General features: G+C 70.8%; 20 protein-coding genes and 2 pseudogenes. 12 read left to right on the top strand and 10 right to left on the bottom strand.

From position 1 onward, the window contains the following. Positions 1–137: 137 nt before the first annotated feature. Entirely contained in the window at positions 138–1091 is a 954-nt protein-coding gene (locus AC0NH5_RS31875) for a GlxA family transcriptional regulator (RefSeq protein WP_474410535.1), read from the bottom strand. A gap of 70 nt (positions 1092–1161) precedes the next feature. On the opposite strand from AC0NH5_RS31875, the gene AC0NH5_RS31870 reads away from it, so the two are divergent. Continuing rightward, positions 1162–2145 carry an NAD-dependent epimerase/dehydratase family protein gene (locus AC0NH5_RS31870; protein WP_474410533.1) on the top strand — a complete coding sequence of 328 codons (984 nt, stop codon included), beginning with the start codon at positions 1162–1164 and terminating at the stop codon, positions 2143–2145. A 29-nt stretch (positions 2146–2174) separates the two neighbouring features. On the opposite strand, the pseudogene AC0NH5_RS31865 reads toward AC0NH5_RS31870, so the two are convergent. Then, a pseudogene (locus AC0NH5_RS31865) lies at positions 2175–2423 on the bottom strand (transposase); the annotation flags it as partial. A 44-nt stretch (positions 2424–2467) separates the two neighbouring features. Here AC0NH5_RS31865 and AC0NH5_RS31860 point away from each other — a divergent pair. Then, positions 2468–3487, top strand: a complete 1020-nt coding sequence (locus tag AC0NH5_RS31860; protein WP_474410532.1) for an NADPH:quinone reductase — start codon at positions 2468–2470, stop codon at positions 3485–3487. A gap of 30 nt (positions 3488–3517) precedes the next feature. Here the strand turns inward: AC0NH5_RS31860 and AC0NH5_RS31855 are convergent, their stop codons facing one another. Next, a complete protein-coding gene (locus AC0NH5_RS31855) occupies positions 3518–4009 on the bottom strand; it encodes a DUF4232 domain-containing protein (protein WP_474410686.1) in 492 nt (163 codons plus the stop codon). Between the two features lie 178 nt (positions 4010–4187). Here AC0NH5_RS31855 and AC0NH5_RS31850 point away from each other — a divergent pair, with 178 nt between their 5' ends. After that, the gene (locus AC0NH5_RS31850; RefSeq protein WP_474410531.1) at positions 4188–4532 is read left to right on the top strand and encodes an SMI1/KNR4 family protein; all 345 of its coding nucleotides are present in this window, start codon (positions 4188–4190) and stop codon (positions 4530–4532) included. Positions 4533–5185: 653 nt separating this feature from the next. Further along, positions 5186–5704, top strand: coding sequence for a GNAT family N-acetyltransferase (locus AC0NH5_RS31845; RefSeq protein ID WP_474410530.1), 519 nt, complete (start codon positions 5186–5188; stop codon positions 5702–5704). Between the two features lie 74 nt (positions 5705–5778). Here the strand turns inward: AC0NH5_RS31845 and AC0NH5_RS31840 are convergent, their stop codons facing one another. From AC0NH5_RS31840 to AC0NH5_RS31830, 3 genes are read right to left on the bottom strand one after another with little or no spacing between them, the layout of a single operon-like run. Then, entirely contained in the window at positions 5779–6339 is a 561-nt protein-coding gene (locus AC0NH5_RS31840) for a GNAT family N-acetyltransferase (protein WP_474410529.1), read from the bottom strand. Further along, entirely contained in the window at positions 6282–7025 is a 744-nt protein-coding gene (locus tag AC0NH5_RS31835; RefSeq protein ID WP_474410528.1) for a hypothetical protein, read from the bottom strand. Before AC0NH5_RS31835 ends, AC0NH5_RS31840 begins: the two co-directional genes overlap by 58 nt. After that, a complete protein-coding gene (locus tag AC0NH5_RS31830; RefSeq protein WP_474410527.1) occupies positions 7025–7747 on the bottom strand; it encodes an ABC transporter ATP-binding protein in 723 nt (240 codons plus the stop codon). The genes AC0NH5_RS31835 and AC0NH5_RS31830 overlap by 1 nt, the downstream gene beginning before the upstream one ends. 124 nt (positions 7748–7871) lie before the next feature. Here AC0NH5_RS31830 and AC0NH5_RS31825 point away from each other — a divergent pair, with 124 nt between their 5' ends. Both AC0NH5_RS31825 and AC0NH5_RS31820 read left to right on the top strand, forming a co-directional pair. Beyond that, positions 7872–9068, top strand: a complete 1197-nt coding sequence (locus AC0NH5_RS31825; RefSeq protein WP_474410526.1) for a sensor histidine kinase — start codon at positions 7872–7874, stop codon at positions 9066–9068. Beyond that, positions 9065–9721: a response regulator gene (locus AC0NH5_RS31820; protein ID WP_474410525.1), complete on the top strand. Its 657-nt coding sequence runs from the start codon at positions 9065–9067 to the stop codon at positions 9719–9721. Before AC0NH5_RS31825 ends, AC0NH5_RS31820 begins: the two co-directional genes overlap by 4 nt. Here the strand turns inward: AC0NH5_RS31820 and AC0NH5_RS31815 are convergent. Beyond that, the gene (locus AC0NH5_RS31815; protein ID WP_474410524.1) at positions 9711–10565 is read right to left on the bottom strand and encodes a helix-turn-helix transcriptional regulator; all 855 of its coding nucleotides are present in this window, start codon (positions 10563–10565) and stop codon (positions 9711–9713) included. The two genes, AC0NH5_RS31820 and AC0NH5_RS31815, sit on opposite strands and share 11 nt — an antisense overlap. A gap of 194 nt (positions 10566–10759) precedes the next feature. Between AC0NH5_RS31815 and AC0NH5_RS31810 the strand changes: the two genes are divergently transcribed. The 6 genes and pseudogenes from AC0NH5_RS31810 to AC0NH5_RS31785 form a co-directional block, all read left to right on the top strand. Then, positions 10760–11704, top strand: coding sequence for an SDR family oxidoreductase (locus tag AC0NH5_RS31810; protein ID WP_474410523.1), 945 nt, complete (start codon positions 10760–10762; stop codon positions 11702–11704). A gap of 201 nt (positions 11705–11905) precedes the next feature. Beyond that, positions 11906–12577, top strand: a complete 672-nt coding sequence (locus tag AC0NH5_RS31805; protein ID WP_474410522.1) for an enoyl-CoA hydratase-related protein — start codon at positions 11906–11908, stop codon at positions 12575–12577. A gap of 247 nt (positions 12578–12824) precedes the next feature. Next, positions 12825–12977 (top strand): hypothetical protein, encoded by a 153-nt coding sequence (locus tag AC0NH5_RS31800; RefSeq protein ID WP_474410521.1) that lies wholly within the window; start codon positions 12825–12827, stop codon positions 12975–12977. A 127-nt stretch (positions 12978–13104) separates the two neighbouring features. Next, positions 13105–13932, top strand: a complete 828-nt coding sequence (locus AC0NH5_RS31795; RefSeq protein WP_474410520.1) for a phosphotransferase family protein — start codon at positions 13105–13107, stop codon at positions 13930–13932. Between the two features lie 98 nt (positions 13933–14030). Then, entirely contained in the window at positions 14031–14264 is a 234-nt protein-coding gene (locus AC0NH5_RS31790) for a hypothetical protein (protein ID WP_474410519.1), read from the top strand. A gap of 78 nt (positions 14265–14342) precedes the next feature. Next, a pseudogene (locus tag AC0NH5_RS31785) lies at positions 14343–15974 on the top strand (glycoside hydrolase family 9 protein); the annotation flags it as partial. A 16-nt stretch (positions 15975–15990) separates the two neighbouring features. Here AC0NH5_RS31785 and AC0NH5_RS31780 read toward each other — a convergent pair. From AC0NH5_RS31780 to AC0NH5_RS31770, 3 genes are all read right to left on the bottom strand, one after another. Further along, positions 15991–16575, bottom strand: a complete 585-nt coding sequence (locus tag AC0NH5_RS31780; RefSeq protein ID WP_474410518.1) for a hypothetical protein — start codon at positions 16573–16575, stop codon at positions 15991–15993. A 57-nt stretch (positions 16576–16632) separates the two neighbouring features. Further along, positions 16633–18150, bottom strand: a complete 1518-nt coding sequence (locus tag AC0NH5_RS31775) for a GGDEF domain-containing protein (protein ID WP_474410517.1) — start codon at positions 18148–18150, stop codon at positions 16633–16635. Positions 18151–18529: 379 nt separating this feature from the next. After that, positions 18530–19798: a serine hydrolase domain-containing protein gene (locus tag AC0NH5_RS31770; RefSeq protein WP_474410516.1), complete on the bottom strand. Its 1269-nt coding sequence runs from the start codon at positions 19796–19798 to the stop codon at positions 18530–18532. Between the last annotated feature and the right edge of the window lie 15 nt (positions 19799–19813).

The following is a 19813-nucleotide window of genomic DNA, read 5'->3' as shown; positions in this document are numbered from 1 at the left end:
TGGCGGTGCGATAACTGACGAGGTCTCCGGGATCTGGATCTGCGGCCAAGCCTGACGTCTCGACGCCCTCGGCGAGTCGGCGCGGCCCTCGAGCTGACCGATAGGAGTCGGGCTTCCACCTTCGGCGACGGCGATGGCTACCGATGTTCCGGCAGACGGGTGAAGGTTCGCCGGTACGCTATCGGTGTCAGCCCGACTCGCCGCGTCAGGTGCTGGCGCATCGAGTCGGGGCTGCCCAGTCCGCTGCGGGTGGCGACGAGGTCCATCGGCAGGTTGGTGGACTCCAGAAGTTCGCGCGCTCGGTTGATGCGCTGATGCAGCAGCCATTGCAGCGGGCTGAGGCCCGTCTCGGTGCGGAATCGGCGAGTCAGCGTCCGTACGCTGTTGTTGGCGTGCCGGGCCAGGTCGGTCAGCGTGAGCGGCTGATCGAGCCTCTGCAGCGCCCAGGCCCGGGTTGCGGCGAGGGAGACGCCGGTTTCGGCGGGCAGTGGGGTCTCGATGAACTGCGCCTGACCACCTGGGCGTACCGGTGCCACGACGGCCAGCCGGGCCACCGCGTTAGCCGCCGCAGCGCCGTGGTCGGAGCGGACCATGTGCAGACACAGGTCGATGCCGGCCGCCAGCCCGCCCGAGGTGAACACGGGGCCGTCCTCGACGAACAGCACGTCCGGTTCGAGGGTGACGGCGGGGTAGCGCTGACGGAACATGTCCGACTTCACCCAGTAGGTCGTGGCGCGTCGGCCCTCGAGCAGACCGGCGGCCGCCAGCACGAAGGCGCCGGTGCAGATCGACGCGAGACGTTTGCCTGCTGCGGCTGCTGAGCGCAGCGCCTCCAGGACCGGCGGCGGGACGTCGTCGCGGGCCATCCCGCCGGTCACCATCACCGTGTCGGCCTCGTCGACTGCCTCCAGGCCGTGCCGGACGAACAAGTCGAAAGCCCCGTCGGAGGGCAGAATTCCCGGTTCAGCCGTGCAGACCCGGACGTCGTACGCAGGCCGCCCATCGATCTGGACGCCGCGGAAGATCAGCTCAGGGATGGACAGATCGAAGGTATTGACCGGTGGAACAGCTATGACGACGACGCGGTGCATGGCCGGAACCTCCGGATGTATGGCTCTCGGGCCACTACTCTACAGCGCTGCAGCTCGGCAGGCTTGAGACATGTCATTCGTCGTTGTCACCGGAGCCGGCGCAGCCGGCCTACCCACTGCCCGCCAGTTCGCCGAGAGCGGCGAGCGCGTTCGCCAGATCACCCGCAGTGGACGCGGCGCCGACCACCCGCTGGTGGAGACCGTGGCCGCCGACATCACCGATGCCGACCGGCTCACCGAGCTCACAGATGGCGCACGCGTGCTGGTCAACTGCGCCATTCCGGCGTTGGACCGTTGGGCTGTCGACGTGCCACCGATGTCCGCGGCGCTGCTGACCGCGGTCGAGCGGACCGGGGCGGCCTACGTGATGCTGGGCAACACGTACGGCTACGGTCCGGTCGACGGACCGATGACCGAGGACCTGCCGATGGCCGCCACCACGGTCAAAGGCCGTGTCCGAGCGCAGATGTGGCTCGACGCGCTGGCCGCGCACGAAGCAGGCCGGGCTCGGGTCACTGAAGTGCGGGCCACAGGTTTCCTCGGCGCGGGCCCCGTGGGTCCCTACGGCGCATTCGTGCTCGGTTCCCTCCTGGCGGGCGAGGTGGCGTCCTGGCCGGGTGACCTCGACGTAGCGCACAGCTGGAACTACACCGAAGACATCGCCCGGACGCTGGTGGCCGCGAGTCGCAACGACGACGCGTGGGGTCGGCCCTGGCACGTGCCGGTCACGTCGTCTCTTTCCGTGCGGGCGCTGAGCGAGCGCCTCGCCGAACTGGCCGGAGCGCCCACACCCGAGCTGCACCGCATCGACCGCGACGAGCTGGCCGCGCTGGCTCGACAGCAACCGGTGTTCGGTGAACTCATGGAAATGATGTACAGCAACGAGAACCCGCATGTACTCGACTCCGGCCGGACCGAGGCCGTCCTCGGCGTGAAGCCGACGCCACTGGACACAGTCCTCCGCGAGATGGTGGCCGGCGCCGTCGGTGCGACCGGAAACATCGCCGACCGGCTCGCCCGCCGCCTCGCGCCTCAACAGCGCGACAGTATCTGAGTGGGGTAGCCGCGCAGGGCTTGTAAGGCGTGTTCATAACCATCCGCCGATGATGGTGATGCGGGCTTTGATCCCGCGTGAGCGCAGTATCGGCGGTTGCCGCGGCTGGTGTAGGCCTTGTCGGCCGGCACCAGGACCGGGCGTGATCGGGCCCGGCCGACACCGAGCCGGTTCCCGCGGATGCGGCGCAGGGCCGGGATGAACTGCGGGCTGTCCCCACGGTGGCCGGCGGTGACGATCAGGGACAACACTTTCTGGCCTTGCTCGCAGGCCAGATGCAACGAAACACGCCTTAGCCGCCGCAGCGGTTAACGTGCGAAGGATGAAGGCCATCATCTACCGCGACAACGGCGGTACCGACGTCCTCGAACTCGTCGACCGCGAGGTGCCGATGCCCGCCCCCGGCGAGGTACGCGTCCGCATCGCCGTGTCGGGCGTCAACCCGACGGACTGGAAGACCAGATCCGGTGCGACGAACCCGAAGCAGTTCGCCGAGGTCACTCCGCACCTCGACGGCGCGGGCACCATCGACGCAGTCGGTGACGGCGTCGATCCTGGCCGGGTCGGCCAGCGCGTCTGGGTGTTCATGGCAGCGGCCGGCCGGCCTACCGGGACGGCCGCCGAGTTCACCGTCGTGCCGGCCGACCAGGCCGTACCGCTGCCCGACGGGGCAGGCTTCGACCTCGGCGCCTCTCTCGGGGTGCCCGCACTCACCGCGCACCGGGCGCTGACCGTCGCGGAGGACGGTCCCCTGCGGCTGCGGCCCGGCGCCCTGAACGACAAGGTCGTGCTCGTCGCGGGCGGCGCCGGAGCCGTCGGGCACGCAGCGATCCAGCTCGCGCGGTGGGCCGGCGCCACGGTGATCAGCACGATCAGCGGGCCGGAAAAGGCTCGGCTGGCCGTGGCCGCGGGCGCCCACCACGCCATCAACTATCGGGACGGCTCACCTGCCGAGGAGATCCGCGCGATCGCCCCCGACGGCGTCGACGTCGTCGTGGAGGTCGCCCTCGGCGCGAACCTCGCCCTCGACCTTGCCGTTCTCCGTACACGCGGCACGATCTCGACGTACGCGAACGACGGTGGTAAGCCGGTCGAGCTGGACGTGCGGCAGAACATGATGCTGAACACCCGCTTCCAGTTCCTGGTGCTGTACACCGTCGGCCGGCAGGCACTCACCGCGGCAGCCGAGGACGTGTCCGCCGCAGTCGAAGCCGGCGCGCTGCCGGTCGGTGCGGAACACGGCCTGCCACTGGTCCGCTTCCCGATCGAGCGCACCGCCGACGCCCACCAGGCGGTGGAGAACGGCACCGTCGGAAAAGTTCTGATCGACATCGCCACCTGACGACTCGGCACACAGGCTGCCGCGCCGCGGCTACTGGCGGCCCGCCAGCGGGGCGATGTCCAACGACTGCACCGTCACCGGCGGCTCCCGGATGTCGTCGTAGGTGTTGCGCCAGGCCACAGCCGTGCCGGCCCGCTGTCCGGGCTGCAGGGTCACCAGCATCGGCGGGCCGTCCCACGGCATGGCCGAGCCGAGGATCTCCTTGGCACCCTGCAGAACCAGGACTCTCAGCGCCGTCCGGTCGTCGCCGAGGGGCCGCACAGCCGGGTAGCCGTCCAGCCGGTAAGTCCGTGGCCCGCAGTTGACCAGCGTTATGCCGAGCACCCGCAGTCCCATCGCAGCGTCGACCTGCCCTGCCTCGAGCCGGACGCCCTCGGGTGGGCACGTCGTCGTGGCCACCGGCGGGCTCGTGTGCCATGACGGCGGCGAGCCGGCCGGCGACTCGTCGATGCTGACCGGTCGACCGCAGCCGACGAGCAGCGTGATGCCGGCCAGCACGGCAACGAAGCGGTGGACCCGCATTTCGATCACGGACCCATTCTCGTGACTCCTGACAACCCGCACTCCGTTCACTCCCGGCGGCATGGGCGAATGCAGGAACTATCCGTTCAGCGGAGAGCCGCATGGCACTTGGATAGAGTGTGAGCACGGGTTGCTTGCCTATGACGAGCCACTATGGGTGGGCGTCAGGAGATCAGTCGTGTTCTTGGAAGCGGCGCTCGCCGAGATCGATGGTTGGCTCATACGCCAAGCTCCGAAGACGCACGCCTTGCTGAACCCACCGGCTACTTCGGAGCAACTGGGTGCGCTTGAGGATGCCGTGGGATTTGCGTTGCTGCCTGAGGTGACTGTCACGCTGCGGTGGCACAACGGGACTGCCGAGGAGTTCGGAGGGTTCGAGCCGGTGCCGACCTATTGGCTGCTGGGATCCGAGACCGTCGCGGCGGACGTACGCAGCCTCCGCTCGAGCGCCGCGAAGTATTTCCGGGCTCGTGGGGCGCACGATGGCTTCCCATCGGCGCCGACAGATGCGGCGCTTACCTGATAGTCGACCACGTTGAAGGCGAAGGACGCGGGCAAACGTTCCTCTGGGAGCCAGAGAACGGCATGTTTCCCGACAGCTCCTGGCCGGGTTTGGCAGAGTTGTGCTTCGAGCTTCGCGCCGCTTTGATCCACCGAACGCCGTGGCTGTCGAGTAGGTACGAGATTGTCGACGACGGAGTCGAATGGGACGACGCGGACGACTGAGTCCCGGCACAGCTCCGCCTGGATCGCAGAATTCGGCGTGGCCGGCTCAGATATGCAGCGCACCCGGTGTACTCGGCCGACCGGCCCCACAGGCGGTCAGGGCGAGCACACCGCGCCGGTGACGGTGCGGCCCGGGCCGAGCACACCCGGGTCGACCGAGAGGCCGGCCGCGACTTCGGTGGCGTGCGCATGGTCCGGGATGTTGTGCCTGCGCCTTCGAGGCGAGGACGCAACCGCCCTTGGTGGCCGCTACCGGATAACGGATCGCGAGTGGTGCGCAGCCTGCGTTAGGGTGCGCCTCATGACCTTCATCTGCTGCTGCGCCGCTGCCGGGCGAACCCGCCGCTCCTGAGCGGCGAGCAACCCTCAACACCTTGCTGCGCCGCTTCCATCGCCCCTGGCCATACGTGTCACGTATCGGCTTTCGTCGTCATGGAACGGAGCACTCGCATGCCCGAACAGTCCCGCGCCACCGTGCCGTCGCACCGGATCCGGCCGCTGACGCCCGCCGATCTGGACGCTGTCGTCGACCTGTCTCTGCTGGCCTGGGAGCCGGTCTTCGTCTCGTTCGAGAACGTTCTCGGATCCGCGGTATTCAACCTCCTGTACCGCCCGGAGTGGCGGGCTTCGCAAGCCGCCGGCGTCCGGAAGACCTGTCTCGCGGACGGTGCTGAATCCTTCGTCCTGGCCACGGCCGACGATGTCGCGGTGGGTTTCGTCGTTCTCCTGCAGGACCAGGACGCATCGCTGGGGATGATCGAGATGATCGCTGTGCACCCGGAGCACCAGCGTCGTGGTCACGGCCGGGCCCTGACGGAGTTCGCCATCCAGCGGCTCCGCGATCAAGGGTTCGGACTCATCAATGTGGGAACGGGTGGCGATCCGGGGCATGCACCCGCGCGCGCCCTTTATGAAGCAGTCGGGTTCACCGGACTTCCGCTCGTGAACTACTACATGGCAACCACATAGTGCGGTAGCAAGTGCCAACGGCCATGCCCGGGGCGAGTGAAGGAGAATGCCCCGGGCGTGAGCCGCGTGAGCCGCTAGCCTTGCCCGGCTTCGGATGCGGTGGCCAGCCGATACACCTTCGAGTCACGCAACTGGAACCCCAGCCGTTCGTACAGCCGGTTCGCCGCCTCGCGCGACGGCCGCGAGGTCAGGTCGACGGTGCGGGCACCGGCGGCCCGGGCCAGCCGCACGGCTTCCTGGGTCAGCGCGGCGCCCACACCTTGGCCCCGCGCCGACTCGTCGACGACCACGTCCTCGATCCAGGCCCGCAGGCCCGTCGGGATGGGGAACATCACCAGGGTCAACGCGCCGACGATGTGGCCGCCGACCCTGGCGATCAGCTGATGGTTACCCGGCCACGCCAGCAGGGTTTGCAGCGCCTCGGCCGTCAACGGCTCAGCCGATCGCGACAGTTGCGGCAGCAGCCGGGCGAAGGCTTTCACGGTCTCGTCCGTTGTTTCCCGCACGACCTCGACGTCAACGCTCATGGCCGCGACTCTAACCATCTGGCGAAGGTTGCGGACACGAACGCCGCCGGCTACACGTCGCGGCGCCGGTGCACCAGGACGGCGACCGCGACGAGGGTCAGCGGCCACAGGGCGTACGCGAGCCAGGCCTGTGTGGCGGTGGTGTAGATGTCACCGACCACCTCCGGCGGCCCGTACGCCTGGGTCAGCCGTTGCCAGGCCGGGAGCAGCATCGCGTGGTTGATCTCTCGCGGCAGCTGCTCGCGGGTGGTGAACAGCTGCGGTGCCAGGACCAGCAGCAGGATCCCGGAGACGTACACGGCGCCGGCGTGGCGCACGAGCACCGCGAGGCCGAGGCCGGTCAGCGCGCACACCGGTCCGATGAGGATCGCCGCGAGCAGGGCCGCGCCCGTTCCCGGCCGGCTGAGCGTCACGTCGCCGAGGATGAGACCGGCGACGGTGAACGAGCTGGCCGCCATGATCGTTCCGGCGACGGTCCAGAGGGCGGCGACCACGGCCGCCTTGGCCAGGATCAGCTCCGCGCGGGCCGGCACCGCGACCGTCGTGGCCCGGATCAGGCCGCTGCTGTACTCGCCGAGCATCGTCGACGAGCCGAAGCCGGTCGCCACCACGATCAGGGCCAGGAAGCCGGCCAGCGGGAAGGCATCGCTCACCTCCAAACGGCTCCCCGGCTGTTTCGTGTACGCGTCCACCGCCGCCGAACCGACCACCACCAGCGCGGTCCCCGGCACGGTCCACCGGGTCGAACGCAACGAGCGCACCTTGAGCCATTCGGCCGCGATCACGTCACGCATCACGCGCCCCCGGCCCGGTAGTCGACGCCGGCCGCGGTCAGGTGCAGGAACGCGTCCTCCAGCGAGCCGCCGGGACCGGCCAGTTCGCCGACCGGGCCCGCCGCGAGCAGCCGGCCGCGGCCGACCACGACGATGTCGTCGGCGGTCGCGGCCATCTCACCGATCAGGTGGCTGGAGAGGAACACGGTGCGCCCTTCGGCGGCGAGCCGCCGGAACAGTCCGCGCGCCCAGCGGACCCCTTCGGGGTCCATCCCGTTCACCGGTTCGTCGAAGAGGAGCACCGGTGGGTCGCCGAGCAGGGCGGTGGCCACCCCGAGCCGCTGCCGCATGCCCAAGGAATAGGTGCCGACGCGACGGTGCGCCACCGGGGTGAGGCCGACTTCGGCGAGGACCTCGCCGACCCGCCGGTCCGGCAGGTCGTTGCTGCGGGCCAGCGCCGCCAGATGCACGTCGGCGGTCAGACCGGGATGCGCCTGCTGGGCCTCGAGGAGGGCGCCGGCGTGCCGCAGACCGCGCCGGTGCGAACGGAAGGGCACCCCGCTGATCGTGGCGGTTCCGCCGGACGCGGTGTCGAGGCCGAGCAGCACCCGCAGGGTGGTGGTCTTGCCGGCGCCGTTGGGGCCCAGGAAACCGGTGACCCGGCCGGGCCGGGCGGTGAACGAGAGTCCGGCCACCGCGGTGGTGGACCCGTACCGTTTGACCAACTGGTCGACTTCAATCATGCCGGTCACTGTTCCGCCCGCCACCGGGGCGCGTCATCGGACCGCGGACCGCCCCGGGTGCCGACCGTGGTCGTACGCCCGTGGTCGGATGTTCTTGGTCGTGCCGCGCCGTTAGGCTCGCCGCATGTCCGTCCCGCCGCGCCGTCTTCCACTGGGCAGCTGGGTGGCGTTGCTCTGGTCGATCGCCGTGTTCGGCGCGTTGCGCGGCTATTCAGGGCTGCCCGGCATGCCGTCCGGGCTGCCCCCACGCCCGGCCTGGTGCTGGGTCCTCGTCGCCGCCGCGGCCGTGACCGGGCTCGGCGCGAGCACGCAGGCGCGCCGGCGCCCCTTCACCGCGTTGTACCTGCTGGTCGCCTCCGCCATGGTGCTCGTGCTCGCCGTGGGCACCGACGGCCTCGCCGCCAACCCGGACCAGGTGCTGGGCCTGTTCCTGCTCGCCGCCGACGTGGTGCTCGCCCGGATCGTCGTGACCCGGCCGGCCCGGGTGTGGGGTGCCGCGCTTCTTCCGGTGCTCGCCGCCCTGCCGGTCGCCGCGGTGTCGCGGGCGGTCGCCGGCCGGCCCTTCCCGGGTGGTGACACCGGTGTGGCGGTCGACGGGACTGTCTGGCTGGCGTACGCGGTGTTGCCCGCCCTGGTCGCCGGCCTGCTCGGCTACTCGATCCGGCAGGCCGCGGACTATGCCCGGCGGCTCAGCGACCAGGCCGCTGAGCAGGCGGTGGTGGCCGAACGGTTGCGGATCTCCCGGGACCTGCACGACCACGTCGCGCACAGCGTCGGCGTCATCGCGTTGCAGGCCGGGGCCGCGGCCCGGGTCATGGACACCCAGCCGGAACGGGCCCGGGAGGCGATGCGGGCCATCGAGACGACCAGCCGCGACACCCTGTCCGGGTTGCGCCGGATGCTCGGCGGTCTCCGGCAGGCCGAGGGCGCGCCGCTGCGGCCCGCCCCCGGGCTGGCCGACGTGGACCAGCTCGTCGGTGCCGCGGCGGCCGCGGGCGTGGCCGTCGGCCTGACCGTCAGCGGCGAGCGGCGGGTCTTGGCCGCTGACGTCGAACTCTCCGCGTACCGGATCATTCAGGAGTCGCTCACCAATGTGCTGCGGCATGCGCAGGCCCGGACCTGCCGGATCTCGGTCGAGTACGGCCGGGGCGAGCTGGCCATCGAGGTGGTCGACGACGGGCGCGGCGGCGACCCGGCCGGCGGAGGCTTCGGCCTGACCGGCCTTCGCGAGCGGGTCGCGCTGGTCAACGGCACCATCACCGCCGGCGCGCGGCGCGGCGGCGGCTTTCAGGTGGCAGCGCGGCTGCCGGTCGGGACATGACGACCGTCCGGGTGCTGCTCGCCGACGACCACGCGTTGATCCGCAGCGCCCTGCACATGGTCCTCGCTGACGCCGACGACATCGAGGTGGCCGGTGAGGCGGAGAACGGTACCGCGGCCGTCCGGTTGTGCGGTGAGCTGAAGCCCGACGTGGTGCTGATGGACATCCGCATGCCGGACCTGGACGGTATCGAGGCCACCCGCCGCATCACCGCCGAACCAGGCGCACCCCGGGTCGTGGTACTGACCACCTTCGACGATGACGAGTACGTGTACGGGGCGCTGCGTGCCGGGGCGTCCGGTTTTCTGGTGAAGGACATGGCGCTCGAAGAGATCGTCGCCGCGGTCCGGGTGGTCGCCAGCGGGGACGCGCTGATCGCCCCGAGCATCACCCGGCGGCTCATCGAGATGGTGGTCCGGCTTCCCTCGCCGGCACCGGCCACCTCGGTCTCGCTGGACGGCATCACCGAGCGTGAACGTCAGGTGTTGACCCTCATCGGGCAGGGCGCCACCAATGCCGAGATCGCCGAACGGATGTACATCACGACGCCCACGGTGAAGAGCTACGTCGGCCGGCTGATGACCAAACTCGCGGCCCGGGACCGGGTCCAGCTGGTCATCGTCGCGTACCGGGCCGGCCTCGTCACTGCTTGACATGACCGGCCGGGTGAGGCGCGCCGGTCGCGGCCAGCAGCTGCAACTTGTCGTGACTCTCGCTGCCCGGCGCGGCGGTGTAGACGAGGAGCCGATGCGACTGCTCAGGGTCTAGCAGCGTCTGACAGTCAAGGGCAAGGACACCGAGCTGCGGGTGTACGAACCTTTTCCCGTTGCCGAAGATCGCCCCGACCTCGTGCTCCTGCCACAGGTCGGCGAACTCCCGGCTCTGCGTGCGCAGAAGCTCGGCGAGGCGCGCCGCCCTCGACCCCGGCCCGCGCACGGTGGCCAGCTTGCGGGCCCCGGACGCGAAGACGCGTGACGTGTGCTCGTGGTCGTCGGGGTGGTAGCGGTCCCGGGCCGCCGGGTCGGTGAACCAGCGGAACGGGAAGCTGCGGGCGTTGCCGGTGTACCGGGTGGTGTCACCGGTGAGCGCTACGCCCATCGGGGTCTGCCGCAGCGTCTCGCCGAGTTCTGTGACGATCTCGGCGGGACTGTCGGTGAGCCGGTCGAAGATGCGCAGCAGGCCGGGGCCGATGTGCTCACTGGTCGTACCCCGGGAAGGGGGGTTGTGGCCGGCGAGGCGGAAAAGATGGTCCCTTTCGTCGAGGGACAGGTGCAGGCCCTGGGCGATGGCAGCGATCAGGCGGTCCGAGGGGTACGGTCCGCGTTCCTGCTCCAGCCGGCAGTAGTAGTCGGTGGAGACGTGGCAGAGCATGGCCACCTCCTCGCGGCGCAGCCCGGCGGTCCGGCGGCGCTGCCCGCGGGGCAGACCGACGTCCTCGGGCTGCAACGACTCCCGCCGGCGGCGCAGGAACTCGGCGAGCCCGGCACGATCGATCATGTCCGTTTCCTCCAGCGGTGTGGTCCCGCTCCGTTCTACCGTCCGCGCCGTCCGGTAGCCACGGATCGCCGATCCCCCTCTGCGGGGGGCGGCCCGGTCAGCCATGGATCGGTAGGCCCTGGTTGGGTTCTCCGCTGTGCCGGAATCTCGGTGGTGGCCACCTCAGGCCGCACACCGAGGCAAGGAGCACAGCAATGTCGCGCACCCCGATCGACATCACCATCCCCGACCTCTCCGGCAAACGCGCTGTGGTCACCGGAGCGAGCGACGGGATGGGCCTGCGCATGGCCACCCGGCTGGCGGCGGCCGGCGCCGAGGTGATCATGCCGGTGCGCAACCCGGGCAAGGGGCAGGCCGCGATCTCGGCGATCCGGCAGCGGCACCCCAAGGCGAAGGTGTCGCTGCGCAGCCTGGACCTGTCCTCGCTGGCGCCGGTCACGGCCCTCGGCGACACCCTGCGCGCCGAAGGCGACCCGATCCACCTTCTGATCAACAACGCGGGCGTGATGCGGCCGCCGAACCGGCAGACCACGGCCGACGGGTTCGAGCTGCAGTTCGGCACCAACCACCTGGGCCACTTCGCCCTGGTCGGCCGACTCCTCCCGCTGCTGCGCGCCGGCCGCGCCCGGGTTACCTCGCAGCTCAGCGTCGCCGCCCGCCGGGGCACCATCAACTGGGACGATCTGAACTGGGAGCGCTCGTATCACGGCATGCGCGCGTACAGCCAATCGAAGATCGCTTTCGGGTTGTTCGGTCTGGAGCTGGACCGGCGCAGCAAGGCCCTCGGATGGGGCATCACCAGCAACCTGTCGCACCCGGGAGTCGCTCCCACCAGCCTGCTGGCCGCCCGGCCCGAGATGGGCCGCACCCAGGACACCCCCGCGGTCCGGCTGATCCGGGCGCTGTCGGCGCGCGGCATCCTGCTGGGCACCGTCGAGACCGCCAAGCTGCCCGCGCTGATGGCCGCGACCGACCCGCGCGCCAGGTCCGGCGCCTTCTACGGGCCCAGCGGCCCCGGCAACCTCGGCGGGGCGCCGGCCGAGCAGCAGCCGTATCCGCCGCTGCGCAGCACCGAGGACGCCGCGCGCATCTGGGAGGCCTCGGAGCGGCTCACCCGCACCGCGTTCGTCACGGCCTGACTCCCGATCACCTGAGCCACCCGCGGGAATCCCATGAGCACCGTGACCCATCGCCCGCCGAAACCCCGAAGCCCCTGGCGGGTGGTTGTCGGCGGCGGCACCGCCGGGGCCGCCGGCCCGCAGCCGCCGAGATGCTTGCCCCACAAGTTACCGGCAAGTAACGTGTGGGTCCCTGATCACCTCCACGGTGGGGAGCCCGCGGTGCCTACGCTCGATCGCCAGGACGACGTCTTCATCCTCGACCTCGGAGACGGTGAGAACCGTTTCCACCCCGACTGGATCGCCGCGGCCGACGCGGCACTGGACGAGGTGGAGAAGGCACCGGGCCCGTGCGCCCTGGTGACCGCCGCGACCGGCAAGTTCTTCTCCAACGGCCTGGACCTGGAATGGCTCGGCGCCAACGGCGACCAGTACGACGCGTACGTGAACAGCGTCCACGCGCTGTTCGCCCGGATCCTGTCCCTGCCCCTGATCACCGTGGCAGCCCTGCAGGGGCACACCTTCGCGGCCGGTGCGATGCTGTCACTGGCACACGACTTCCGGGTGATGCGCGCCGACCGCGGATTCTGGTGCCTGCCGGAGGCCGACCTGGGCATCCCGTTCACCCGGGGCATGTCAGCGCTGATCCAGGCCCGGCTGGCACCGCAGACCGCGCACGAGGCGATGGTCACCGCCCGCCGCTACCCCGGCCCCGACGCGGCCGCCGCCGCCATCGTCGACCGGGCGGTCGCCGAGGACGCGGTGCGCTCCACCGCCGTCGAGATCGCCGGCGCACACACCGGCAAGGCCGGGGGCGCGCTCGGCACGATCAAGACACGGATGTACGCGCCGGTGCTGGCAACACTGCGGGACAGGCACGACCCGCTCGCCTGAGACAGCGTCACCCGCAGGCCACTATGTCCGCCGGCAGCCGCGGCGGATCGGTGCGGCACCGGCATCCCGTACCGCGGTGCAGTTCGGCGCCCGCACGGCCCTGGCTGCGGCACCGAGCGCGGCGTCCACCCCGGATCCAGGTGCGTCTCAACAGCATGGTGGATGGGGAGCATGGCGGTTGCGGTGCCGGGTATCTATTCGACCACGCGCGGGGAGCGCCCTCGCGATCCGTCGAGAAGGAGCAGCCGTGAGCGAGCAGAACTGGCAGCCGTTGGAGGAGTCGCCGGAAGTGGCGGCCGCAGTCAGCGACGACACCACCGTGCCGGAGCTGGCGAGCGACGACGACGCTGCCGATGAGGGCCCCCTGTTCCTGGAGCCCTCAGATTCCGAGGGGCCGTAGCGCGTTCCGGACGCCGTCAGGGTCCACCCCTGAGCGCTCGCTCGGCGAGGATCCGAACGAGTACCCGAACATGCCTGGGCAGCGAAATGCGGCTGCTGCGCCGCGGATGCCGGGCTACGGTGCTCCGATGCAGGCGAACGAGATCCAGCGGGCAACACAGGCAGCCCTTTCGAGCGCCTCGTCGATCGGCCTGACCGCTCATGACGCCACCGTCCTGCACAACTCGAACAAGTTGACCCTGCGTCTGCGGCCCTGCGACGTGCTGGCCCGGGTGGCGCCGGCGGCACAGCAGGGCGCCGGGTTCGAAGTGGATGTCGCTCAACGGCTGGCGGCGGTCGGGAGCCCGGTCGCCGCGCTGGAATCGCCCGAGGTCTTTCTCCGGGACGACTACGTGGTCACCCTGTGGGCCTACTACGAACCAGTTACCACTCAAGCAATTCCACACGCGGAATACGTTGACGCGCTGGAACGTCTGCACGCCGGAATGCGCATGGTCGACCTACCCACTCCGCACTTCACGGACCGAGTTTTCGAGGCCCGAAGGCTCGTGGCCGACCGAACCCGAACACCGGAACTGGCTGATCCCGACCGGGTGTTCCTCGCCGGCACGTTGGACCGCATGCGACGAGCGGTCAGCGAAAGCGGCCGGCCCGACCAGCTCCTGCACGGCGAACCACATCCGGGCAACCTGATCCTGACGCGAACCGGCCCGCTCTTCATCGACTTCGAGACGTGCTGCCGGGGACCGATCGAGTTCGACCTTGCCCACGCACCCGACGGGGTCGGGGACCACTACCCGGGCGTCGACCACCAGGTGCTCCGGGACTGCCGGACCCTCATGCTGGCGATGATCACAGCGTGGCGCTGGGACCGAGACGATCAGTTCCCCGGCGGCCGCCGGCTCGGCATCGAGTGGCTGACTGAACTCCGCACCGCGGCGGCGCAGTCCGGATAGGTACAGGCTGTCGGCGCGGCCAGACATCCCGCATGCCCGTTTGATGGTAATTTCAGCCGATTGTCAATCGAGCGCGGCCGGATTTCCGGAGTGATGCCATGCCATACCGCCCCCGTCAGTCGATCAGCTGGATCGAGCACTTTCTGCATCTCAATCTGACCCTCATCACCAGTGGGCTGTGGGGCTTCGTCTGGTACCGCCGGTCCAGGAAGGGCCGAGCCGTTGATTTCGACAGCCCGCTCTGCTCTCGCTGCAACGACACCGGGGTCAGGGGAAAGGTCAGCGGCATCAACTGGGTGGTGGTCGACTGCGACCACTCCCGGTGGGGGTGATCCGTTCCACGGCACCTGCGGTCGACGGAGGTTTGACAGCGCGCGATTCGGCTGGGAGCGTTCCCAGCCATGTCCAACGTCGCGGTCAATCAGGTGGGTTACCTTCCGTCCGGCCCCCAGCGGGCCACCCTGGTCACCGAAGCCACGACTCCCCTGCCGTGGCAGCTCACCGACGCCGCGGGCCACATCGTCGCGACCGGGACGACCGACCCGCGCGGCACCGACGTCACCTCCGGGCGCAACGTGCACACCATCGATTTCGGCACGCATCAGCGGACCGGAACCGGCTTCACACTGACCGCGGACGGCGCGACCAGCCGGCCCTTCGCCATCGACCCGGCCCTCTACGTGACGCTGCGCGCCGACGCGCTGAAGTTCTTCTACTGCCAGCGCAGCGGCATCGAGATCCGTGAGGATCTGCGGCCCGGCTACGGCCGCCCGGCCGGGCATCTCAGCGACCGCGACGTCCCCTGCGCCCCGGGGGCCGGTGACTACCGGCTGGACGTGCGCGGCGGCTGGTACGACGCAGGCGACCAGGGGAAATACGTGGTCAACGGCGGAATCACGGTGTGGCAGCTGCTGCACGCCTTCGAGCACCGCCGCGGTCTGGACGAGCTGACACTAGACCTGCCGGAGAGCGGTAACGGGGTGCCCGACCTGCTCAACGAGGTGCGCTGGGAGCTGGACTTCCTGCTCCGCATGCAGGCGCCGAGCGGCCTGGTGCACCACAAGATGCACGATCGGGAGTGGACCGGCCTGCCGACTCTGCCGCATCTCGACCCGCAACCGCGCGAACTGCGCCCGGTTTCGACCGCGGCCACGCTGAACCTGGCCGCGGTGGCGGCACAGGGGTCACGGATCTACCGCAAGTACGACGCGGATTACGCCGACCGCCTGCTGACTGCCGCGCGGACCGCCTATGCGACGGCCGGGGCCCACCCGATCCGGTACGCGCGGGTCGAGGACACCGTCGGCGGCGGCCCGTACAACGACGACGACGTCCGTGACGAGTTCTACTGGGCGGCGGCCGAGCTGTTCCTGACCACCGGCGAGCAGCAGTACGCCGACGCGGTCCTCGCCTCGCCGCTGCACACCGAGGACGTCTTCGGGCCGTACGCGTTCGACTGGGCGGCCACCGCAGCCGCCGCCCGCCTGGACCTGGCCCTGACGCCCGGCGAGCTGCCCGGCCTCGCCGGCGTGCGCGCCTCGGTGGTCGCCGGCGCGGACAGATACCTCGCCGTCCAGCAGGCCCATCCGTACGCGGTGACGTACGCCCCGCCGGGCAACCGGTGGGACTGGGGTTCCAACAGCATGGTGTTGAACAACCTGACCGTGCTGGCAGTGGCGTACGACCTGACCGGCGAGGCCCGCTATCGCGACGGCGTCCTGGAGGGCCTGGACTACATCCTCGGCCGCAACGCGCTGAACCTGTCCTACGTGACCGGCTACGGCACCGACTTCGCGCGGAACCAGCACAGCCGCTGGTACGCCCACCAGCTCGATCCCGCCCTACCGCATCCGCCGAACGGAACCCTGGCCGGCGGACCGAACTCGGGGCTGCAGGACGAGGTGGCGCAGGCGCGGCTGGCCGGTCAGGTCGGCCAGTTCTGCTACGTCGACGACATCCGGTCCTGGTCGACGAACGAGCTGACGATCAACTGGAACGCGCCGCTGGCCTGGGTCGCCGCCTTCGCCGCCGAACCGGGGTGACGGCCCGGGACGAGCCTCAGCGATAGGTGATGCCGGCGAGGTCGAGCAGCCGGCACATGTCGCTGAAACCGTGCACGCAGGCGTCCAGGACAGCGCCGTGGCGGCCGGACGTCTCCGCGTACTCCAGCAGGAAGTACGGGTCGACGGCGTCGGAGGTGTGCATGTTCGCCTCGACGACCTCGCCGTTCGTCCCGTTCTCGAACCGGCAGTGCGCGCCGTGCTCGTGCAGGAACCACGTCGCACCGTCGTAGTGCACCGACTCCAGCTCGTCGCCGCCGGCCAGGTGCATCTCGTGAACGAGCCCGCCCGCCTTGTGACGGAATTCGGCGACCAGAGCATCCAGGGCCGGCCGCAGCGCGGTGGCTTCCGGCTCACCGGCCAGTTGCATCACGGTCAGCACCGCTCCTGCGCTTCGCGGCGTGTAGAAGACGGTGAAGTCGGTCCCGAGAGCCCGCTGCAAGGCCCGCGTCGCGGCCTCAGCCACCGGTATCGTGGCGCCCTCGCCCAGGGAGACGAGCAGGCCGCGACCACGGGAGACCCGCGCCCGGACATCGGCCGGGTCCGGCTCCGCGGCCTCGATCGTCGGGAAGTTGCCGGTCATGGCGCGACCCTATCGACATCAGCTTCGCGGACGACGTCGGCCCGCTGACCGGCCGAGCTAAGCGATCTCCAGCCGCCGCTGCGGGGCAGCCGGGCTGCCCGGTTCGTCGTCGCTCGCCGGCGGCTCGGCGCCGGCCATGACCACCCGGTTGCGGCCGGCGTCCTTGGCGGTGTAGAGCGCCTGGTCAGCGAGGCGGGTGACGTCCTGTCCGGAGAGGGCGCCGCCGGAGACGTGCAGGCCACCGATCGAGACGGTGACGGGCAGCAGCCGGCTGTCACCGATGGCGAACGGCACGCTGGACAGGCCGCGATGAAGCCGCTCGGCGATCTCCCCCAGCGCCTCGGCCCGGATGCCGGGCAGCAGGACGGCGAACTCCTCGCCACCGTACCGGGCCACCACGTCACCGGGGCGTGCCAGGGCCCGCATCCGCCGGCCCACCTCGACCAGCACGCGATCACCGGCCTGATGTCCGTACGTGTCGTTGACGCTCTTGAAATGGTCGACGTCGATCAGCAGGAAGCCGGCGGGTGTCCCGCCGCGCCGGGCCCGATCGGCTTCGCTGTGCAGGGCCGTCTCCAGGAACCGCCGGGTGCGCAGCCCGGTCAGCCCGTCGGTGATCGCCATCATCCGCTGGGTGTGCACCAGCGCCGCCATCCGCGCGAGGACCAGCAGGAACAGCACGATGCAGGCCGAGGCGACGGCGGGAACGTGCAGGTCGTCGCCGCGGAGGTGTTGCACGAGGAGCACGGTCGGCGCAAGCACCGACGTCACTGCCAGCGTGACGAGCCGTGCGACGGTCGCGTCCGGGGCTGTCACCGCGGACGGCGCGTCGACCTTCACGACCGACGGGTGCAGCCCGGCCGCCGCGAGGAAGGCCAGCGCGAGCACCCACACGCCGTCGACGAACGTGCCGTCGTAGATTCCCAGCAGGGCCTGGACCGAGTACGTGGTGTCACCGACGAGCACGATGCCCAGCCAGGCGCCGAGGAACCAGAACGATGCCGGCCGGGATCCGGTCCCGAGCATCAGGCGTGCGCCGAACGCGAGCAGGGCGAGGTCCATCACGGGATAGGCCACGGTGACCGCCTGCGCGGCGCCACCGGCCCCCGCGGACAGCGGCTCGATGAGGTACACCCATCCGACCAGTCCCGCCCCCAAGGCGACGCCGGTCGCGTCGATGACGCTCGGCAGGTCCCAGCCGGGGGTGCGCCGACGGACCAGCATCAGCAGGCCGCCGGCCAGTCCCGCGTACCCGGCCAGATAGAACACGTCCGGCGGGCCGGGGTACGGCACGACGGCGTCCGAGCGGGTGAGCCCGAAATAGGTCAGATCGCCGCACATCATGGCCGTCTGCCCGGCGGCCAGCGCGAGCCAGGGCCCGCGGCCCCCGCGACCGCGCCGCGCCGCCGCGCCGATCAGCGCGGCGACAGCGATCGCCGACGACGACGAGTAGATCAGCTGGGTGACCACCGCGGTCGTGCCCACCGCCCACGCTGCCGTGTAGTAACCGGCGACGAGCACCGGCGCGAACAGCAGCGGCCACGCCCACATCGGGGGCCGCCGCCACACCCGCATGGTCGTCTCCTGTCCCCCGGCGAACCCTGTCACCTCCCCGTTCGGCAGGTGGCGCGCAGAGGTGAGTGCCGGCAAGGGCTACCGCACCGCGGTGTGGGCGAGAACGGCGGCGGCCAGTTCCTTGTGCGTCTCCGGCGGCAGCGTGTGCCCCAGGCCCGGCACGATCACCAGCCGCGGCCCCCGGGATCTGCTCGGCGATGAGCACGCCGTGGCCCGGCTTGACCGGCTCGTGGCTGCCCTCGATGACGAGCGTGGGGGCCTTCACCTGGTGCAGCACGCCCACCGGCTCGAAACCGGGGCCGGCCATCGCGGCCAGCCGGTGGTTGGCCGCCGCCGACAGGTCGCGGGGGCACGCCGGGGAGACGGGCCGGCCGGCGCCTCAGCCGCCGCCGGGCGGGTTCACTGCCGCGCCGGTGACGGCGGCGATCTCCTGCAGGCAGATGGCCGGCAGCGGCGTGCGGTCGTCGTTGCTGAGGACGACCCCGACCCAGCCGGTGTCCGGGTAGACGCTCCAGTTGGCGCCGATCCCCGGGCCGCCGCCACCGCGCCCGAACACCCACTGCCCGCCGGTGATGCTGAGCGGCATCGTGTAGCCGTGGAACGACGTGGGATCCTCGCCGGGGAGCTTGGCCCCGGTGAACAGATCGGCGTACGGCCGGTCCAGCACCGTGCCGCGGCGCAGCGCCTCCGCGAACCGCACCAGGTCCGGCGCGGTGGCGAAGCCGTCGCCCGACGCGTGACCGATGTAGCCGCGGGCGATGTTGCGGCCGGTCGTGTTCTGGTCCACGCTGCCCTGGTCCAGGTTGCGGACCGCGTCCACCAGGCTGCCGTCGGCCCGCAGCATGTACGGATGCGCGATGTGCCGGTCGGTGAGCCACTGGTCCCGGGTGTAGTACGCCGAGCCCGTCATGCCGGAGCGCCGGAAGACATGCTCGTGTACGTAATCCCAGAACGTCATCCCGGACACCGCCTCGACGATCTCCGCGGCCATGGCCAGCCCGACCCCGGCGCCGGGCCGGTGACCGTTGGACGCGGCCCCGGGAATCCCCACCAGGACCGCCTGCCGGACCCACCGCTTCTTGTCCTCGTGCACCTCCTCCCGGCTACGGAAGACGCGATCCCAGTCCGGCATCGGAGCGTCCAGCCCGGTGGTGCTGGTGAGCAGTTGATGGACGGTCACCTGGTCGGCGATCCGCGGGGCCAGGCCGGTCAGGTGCCTGCCGACCGGGTCCGCCAGCGCCAGCCTGCCCTGCTGCACCAGCTGCAGGACGGCCACCGACAGGAACGGCTGACCGGCCGACGACAGGTTGAACGCGATGCCCTCGTGGTTGCGGATCCCGCGCTCCCGGTCCGCCATGCCGTAACTGCGCGACAGCACCGTGCGGCCCCGGTGCGACAGCAGCACCACACCGGCGAACCTGCCCTCGGCTGCCAGCTTCGCCACATATCGGTCGTAGGCCCCGCCGGGACGGGTGGCCGGCGGAATCCGGTCACTGCCGGACGCCCCGGCGGCGTGACTCGTCCCGGCGCCCACCAGCGGCGTGCCGGCCACCACCCCGACGGCACCGAGCCCGCCCCAGGTGACCACCCGCCGCCGGTCGATTCCGCGTACCGCATCGGGTCCTGACCGTGCTGTGTTGTCATCCATGCGTCCACTGAAGAC

The sequence above is a fragment of the Actinoplanes sp. 13 genome (assembly GCF_056134165.1).
The sequence above is the reverse complement of the archived record's forward strand: the minus strand, read 5'-3'. Positions and strand labels throughout refer to the sequence as shown.

What these genes read in the sequence shown, in the direction of transcription:
- AC0NH5_RS31875 (WP_474410535.1), bottom strand. Translation starts at nt 1,091, where the DNA reads ATGCACCGCGTCGTCGTCATAGCTGTTCCACCGGTCAATACCTTCGAT.
- AC0NH5_RS31870 (WP_474410533.1), top strand. Translation starts at nt 1,162, where the DNA reads ATGTCATTCGTCGTTGTCACCGGAGCCGGCGCAGCCGGCCTACCCACT.
- AC0NH5_RS31860 (WP_474410532.1), top strand. Translation starts at nt 2,468, where the DNA reads ATGAAGGCCATCATCTACCGCGACAACGGCGGTACCGACGTCCTCGAA.
- AC0NH5_RS31855 (WP_474410686.1), bottom strand. Translation starts at nt 4,009, where the DNA reads ATGCGGGTCCACCGCTTCGTTGCCGTGCTGGCCGGCATCACGCTGCTC.
- AC0NH5_RS31845 (WP_474410530.1), top strand. Translation starts at nt 5,186, where the DNA reads ATGCCCGAACAGTCCCGCGCCACCGTGCCGTCGCACCGGATCCGGCCG.
- AC0NH5_RS31835 (WP_474410528.1), bottom strand. Translation starts at nt 7,025, where the DNA reads ATGCGTGACGTGATCGCGGCCGAATGGCTCAAGGTGCGCTCGTTGCGT.
- AC0NH5_RS31830 (WP_474410527.1), bottom strand. Translation starts at nt 7,747, where the DNA reads ATGATTGAAGTCGACCAGTTGGTCAAACGGTACGGGTCCACCACCGCG.
- AC0NH5_RS31825 (WP_474410526.1), top strand. Translation starts at nt 7,872, where the DNA reads ATGTCCGTCCCGCCGCGCCGTCTTCCACTGGGCAGCTGGGTGGCGTTG.
- AC0NH5_RS31820 (WP_474410525.1), top strand. Translation starts at nt 9,065, where the DNA reads ATGACGACCGTCCGGGTGCTGCTCGCCGACGACCACGCGTTGATCCGC.
- AC0NH5_RS31815 (WP_474410524.1), bottom strand. Translation starts at nt 10,565, where the DNA reads ATGATCGATCGTGCCGGGCTCGCCGAGTTCCTGCGCCGCCGGCGGGAG.
- AC0NH5_RS31810 (WP_474410523.1), top strand. Translation starts at nt 10,760, where the DNA reads ATGTCGCGCACCCCGATCGACATCACCATCCCCGACCTCTCCGGCAAA.
- AC0NH5_RS31795 (WP_474410520.1), top strand. Translation starts at nt 13,105, where the DNA reads ATGCAGGCGAACGAGATCCAGCGGGCAACACAGGCAGCCCTTTCGAGC.
- AC0NH5_RS31790 (WP_474410519.1), top strand. Translation starts at nt 14,031, where the DNA reads ATGCCATACCGCCCCCGTCAGTCGATCAGCTGGATCGAGCACTTTCTG.
- AC0NH5_RS31780 (WP_474410518.1), bottom strand. Translation starts at nt 16,575, where the DNA reads ATGACCGGCAACTTCCCGACGATCGAGGCCGCGGAGCCGGACCCGGCC.
- AC0NH5_RS31775 (WP_474410517.1), bottom strand. Translation starts at nt 18,150, where the DNA reads ATGCGGGTGTGGCGGCGGCCCCCGATGTGGGCGTGGCCGCTGCTGTTC.
- AC0NH5_RS31770 (WP_474410516.1), bottom strand. Translation starts at nt 19,798, where the DNA reads ATGGATGACAACACAGCACGGTCAGGACCCGATGCGGTACGCGGAATC.